Here is a 3,858-nt window from a genome sequence, read left to right as displayed (position 1 = left end):
GCGCGGATCGCCGCCCGCGCCGACCCGCGGGTCGGCGCCGTGGTCGCCGACGTGTGGCGTCCCCTGCCGGTGCGGTCGCGCTGCGTCGGGGCCCTCGTCTGCGTGTTCGCGCCGCGGAACCTCGGCGAGTTCGCGCGGGTGCTCCGTCCGGACGGATGCCTGGTCGTCGCCACCCCGGGGTCCGCCCACCTGGCCGGGCTGCGTGACCACCACGGGCTGCTGAGGGTGCCGGTGGGCAAGGACGTCCTCGTGGCCGCCGCTGCGGAGGAGTTCTTCGAGCTCGTCGACACCCATGTCGCCCGGTACCGCGTGGCCGTGGCGGCGGGCCTGGCCAGGGACCTGATCGCGATGGGACCGAACGCCTTCCATCGCGTCCCCGACGGCGTCGGGGACGCCGAGGTCTCGATCGACGTGACCGTCCAGGCATACCGTCCGCTGGACCGGTGAGGACCTCAGCAGCAAAGATGACCCCTGTGGCGACCACCTGGCCGAGCGACCCGGCGACAGCACTACTGGCGGAACTGGTGGCACAGCTGGACCAGCAGCTGCCGCACGCGCGGGCGTTGCGCAGGGAGCTGCATCGGCACCCCGACCTGAGCGGTGCGGAACGCCCGACGGTCGAGCGGTTGCGGCACGCCATGCCGAACTTCAAGCCGGCCAGGGTCGCCGACACGGGCTTCCTCGTCAGGGTCGGTCCCCCCGGCCCGGCCGTCGCTGTCCGTGCCGAACTCGACGCCCTGCCGGTGGCGGAGCGCACCGGGGTGGAGTGGGCCGCCACCAACGGGGCCATGCACGCCTGCGGGCACGACGTCCACCTCGCCGCGCTGTGGGCCCTGCTCCAGGCCGCGCGCCATGTCGACCTCCCGGTCGGGCTGGTCGGACTGTTCCAGCCCCGAGAGGAGGTGCAGCCGTCCGGGGCGGAGGAGGTGGTGGGATCGCGCCTGCTGCTCGAGCACGAGGTCCGCGCCGTCGTGGGTGGGCACGTGCAGCCGAGGGTGCCCAGCGGGGTGGTGAGCACGGGGGTGGGCGCGGTCAATGCCGCCGCCGACCAGTTCGACATCGTCATCCACGGCCAGCCCGGCCACGGCGCCTACCCCCACGTCGCCATCGACCCGGTGCCGGTGCTGGCGGCGATCGTCCTCGGCCTGCAGGAACTGGTGGGGCGCACGGTCGACCCGATCCATCCAGCGGTGATCACGGTGGGGCGCGTCGCGGCCGGCACGGCGCACAACATCATCCCGGAGACGGCCTCATTGCACGGTGTGATCCGGACGATGTTCGAGGAGGACCGCACCCACCTGCACGCCGCGATCCGGCGGCTGGCCGAGCACACGGCGGCGGCCCGTGGCGCGCACGCCGAGGTGGACATCGTCGTCGGAGATCCCGTGCTCAACAACGATCGGCGGCTGGTCCAGTTCGTCGATCCGCTGCTCGTCCGCCTGGGCCTTCCGGTCGCGCACGAGCCGTTCCGCTCCTGCGGTGCGGACGACTTCTCGCACTACTCGAGGGTCGCGCCGATCCTGATGATGTTCGTCGGCACCGGCGGCCCGTCCACGGGGGCCCGGCACCGGGTGGGCCTGCACCATCCGACCTTCCTGCCCGCGGAGGAGTCGATCCGCCACCTGGCTCTCGCCCTGGCCGCCGGCTACGTGGGCGGCGCACAGCTCGCCCGCTGAACCCTCGGGCCGCTCCGGACGCCTGCAGCTCGGGCGGACCCGCCGCAGCCACGCGCGGACCCAGCCCGCTCAGGCCAGCGAGACCAGGTCGGCGTAGTCGGGGTTCCAGAGGTCCTCGACGCCGTCGGGGAGCAGCAGCACGCGGTCGGGGTGGAGCGCCTCCACCGCGCCCTCGTCGTGGGTGACGAGGATCACCGCGCCGGCGTAGGTGCGGACGGCATTGAGCACCTCCGCACGGGAGGCAGGATCCAGGTTGTTGGTGGGTTCGTCCAGCAGCAGGACGTTCGCCGCCGAGACCACCAGCATCGCCAGGGCGAGCCGGGTCTTCTCGCCGCCGGACAGCACGCGGGCGGGCTTGTCGACATCGTCCCCGGAGAACAGGAACGAGCCGAGGATCTTGCGGACCTCGGTCTCGTTGAGGTCCGGGGAGGCGGTCAGCATGTTCTCCAGCACGCTCGCGGTGACGTCCAGCGTCTCGTGCTCCTGCGCGTAGTAGCCCAGCCGCAGGCCGTGTCCGGGGACGACCTCGCCGGTGTCGGCTTCCTCGATCCCGGCCAGGATCCGCAGCAGGGTGGTCTTGCCCGCACCGTTGAGGCCGAGCACCACGACCTTCGCCCCACGGTCGATGGCGAGGTCCACGTCGGTGAACACCTCCAGCGACCCGTAGGACTTGCTCAGCTCGGCTGCGGTCAGCGGCACCTTCCCGCACGGGGCGGGCTGCGGGAACCGGATCTTCGCCACCTTGTCGGCCGCGCGCTGCTCCTCGAGCCCGCTGAGCAGCTTCTCCGCCCGACGGGCCATGTTCGCCGCGGCGACGGCCTTGGTGGCCTTCGCGCGCATCTTGTCCGCCTGCGCCAGCAGGGCGTCGGCCTTGCGTTCGGCGTTGGCACGCTCGCGCTTGCGCCGCTTCTCGTCGGTCTCGCGCTGCAGCAGGTAGCGCTTCCAGTCCATGGCGTAGACGTCCAGTTCGGCGCGATTCGCGTCCAGGTGGAACACCTTGTTGACGGTCGCCTCCAGCAGCCCGACGTCGTGCGAGATCACCAGCAGTCCGCCGGGGTAGGACTGCAGGAAGCTGCGCAGCCACACGATCGAATCGGCGTCCAGATGGTTGGTCGGCTCGTCCAGCAGCAGGTTGTCCGCGCCGGAGAACAGGATCCGGGCGAGTTCCACACGTCGCCGCTGGCCGCCCGACAGCGTCCGCACCTCCTGCCCCATCACTCGGTCCGGCAGGCCGAGGTTGGCCGCGATCCGGGCGGCTTCGGACTCCGCGGCATAGCCGCCCGCGGCCGCCAGTTCCGCTTCCGCGCGGGCGTAGGACGCCATCGCCTTGTCCTGGGCCTCGCCGACCTCGGTGGCCATCGCCATCGAGTAGGTGTTCAGGCGGCGCAGGATCGAGTCCAGGCCGCGGGCCGACAGGATCCGGTCGCGCGCCAACTGGTTGGCCTCGCCGGTGCGCGGATCCTGCGGGAGGTAGCCGATCTGGCCCGAGCGGGTCACCGTGCCGGCCGCGGGCAGCGACTCACCGGCCAGGATGCGGGTGAGGGTGGTCTTGCCGGCGCCGTTGCGCCCGACCAGCCCGATCTTGTCTCCCGCCGCCACCTGGAACGACACCGGGGACAGCAACAACCGGGCTCCTGCCCGGACCTCCAACTCACGTACCACCAACATCGCCCGGCAAGGCTACCCTGTCCCGAGTGCCCCGCATTCCCGCAGCCGAGGTGAGGCCGGACGCCGCCCTGGTCCGCCGGCTGGTGTCCGACCAGTGCCCCCACCTGGCCGATGAGCACGTGGAGACGTTCAGCCACGGCTGGGACAACGAGTTGTTCGCGCTCGGACCCGACCTGCTCGTCCGGCTGCCCCGCCGCGGGGCCGCGGCGGAGCTCATCGAGCACGAGATCCTCGCCCTCCCCCGGCTCGCACCGAGGCTGCCCGTCCCGGTCCCCGTCCCCGTGTTCGCCGGACGCCCTGGCCACGGCTACCCGTGGCGATGGACGGTGGTGCCGCGGCTGCCCGGTCGCAGCGCCAGCGACGTACCGGTCGTGAACCGCGCACCCGCGGCCCCGGGGCTGGCCGCCTTCCTCGCCGCGCTGAACCGGCCGGCGGAGCCGGACGCCTCGGCCAGCCCGTTCCGGGGCGTGCCGCTGGCGGCCAGGGCGCAGGACTGGGAGCCCAGGGTGCGCAG

General features: G+C 72.7%; 3 protein-coding genes and 1 pseudogene. 3 read left to right on the top strand and 1 reads right to left on the bottom strand.

The features are described from left to right. Both QM633_RS11215 and QM633_RS11210 read left to right on the top strand, forming a co-directional pair. Positions 1-447, top strand: a pseudogene (locus QM633_RS11215) (SAM-dependent methyltransferase); the annotation flags it as partial. A gap of 17 nt (positions 448-464) precedes the next feature. Next, a complete protein-coding gene (locus QM633_RS11210; RefSeq protein ID WP_415153842.1) occupies positions 465-1,676 on the top strand; it encodes a M20 metallopeptidase family protein in 1,212 nt (403 codons plus the stop codon). A 69-nt stretch (positions 1,677-1,745) separates the two neighbouring features. Here the strand turns inward: QM633_RS11210 and QM633_RS11205 are convergent, their stop codons facing one another. Continuing rightward, positions 1,746-3,344 (bottom strand): ABC-F family ATP-binding cassette domain-containing protein, encoded by a 1,599-nt coding sequence (locus tag QM633_RS11205; protein ID WP_415153841.1) that lies wholly within the window; start codon positions 3,342-3,344, stop codon positions 1,746-1,748. 26 nt (positions 3,345-3,370) lie between these two features. On the opposite strand from QM633_RS11205, the gene QM633_RS11200 reads away from it, so the two are divergent. Next, positions 3,371-3,858: phosphotransferase (locus QM633_RS11200; RefSeq protein ID WP_415153840.1), on the top strand; the 488-nt coding region annotated here is incomplete at its 3' end.

It is taken from the genome of Propionicimonas sp. (assembly GCF_047606205.1).
Taxonomy (GTDB): Bacteria; Actinomycetota; Actinomycetes; order Propionibacteriales; family Propionibacteriaceae; genus Propionicimonas.
Note: the sequence above shows the minus strand (reverse complement) of the source record. Positions and strands in the feature narration are given on the sequence as shown.

Excerpts from the sequence above, each read along its gene's own strand:
- QM633_RS11210 (WP_415153842.1), top strand. The coding sequence starts at position 465 with ATGACCCCTGTGGCGACCACCTGGCCGAGCGACCCGGCGACAGCACTA.
- QM633_RS11205 (WP_415153841.1), bottom strand. The coding sequence starts at position 3,344 with ATGTTGGTGGTACGTGAGTTGGAGGTCCGGGCAGGAGCCCGGTTGTTG.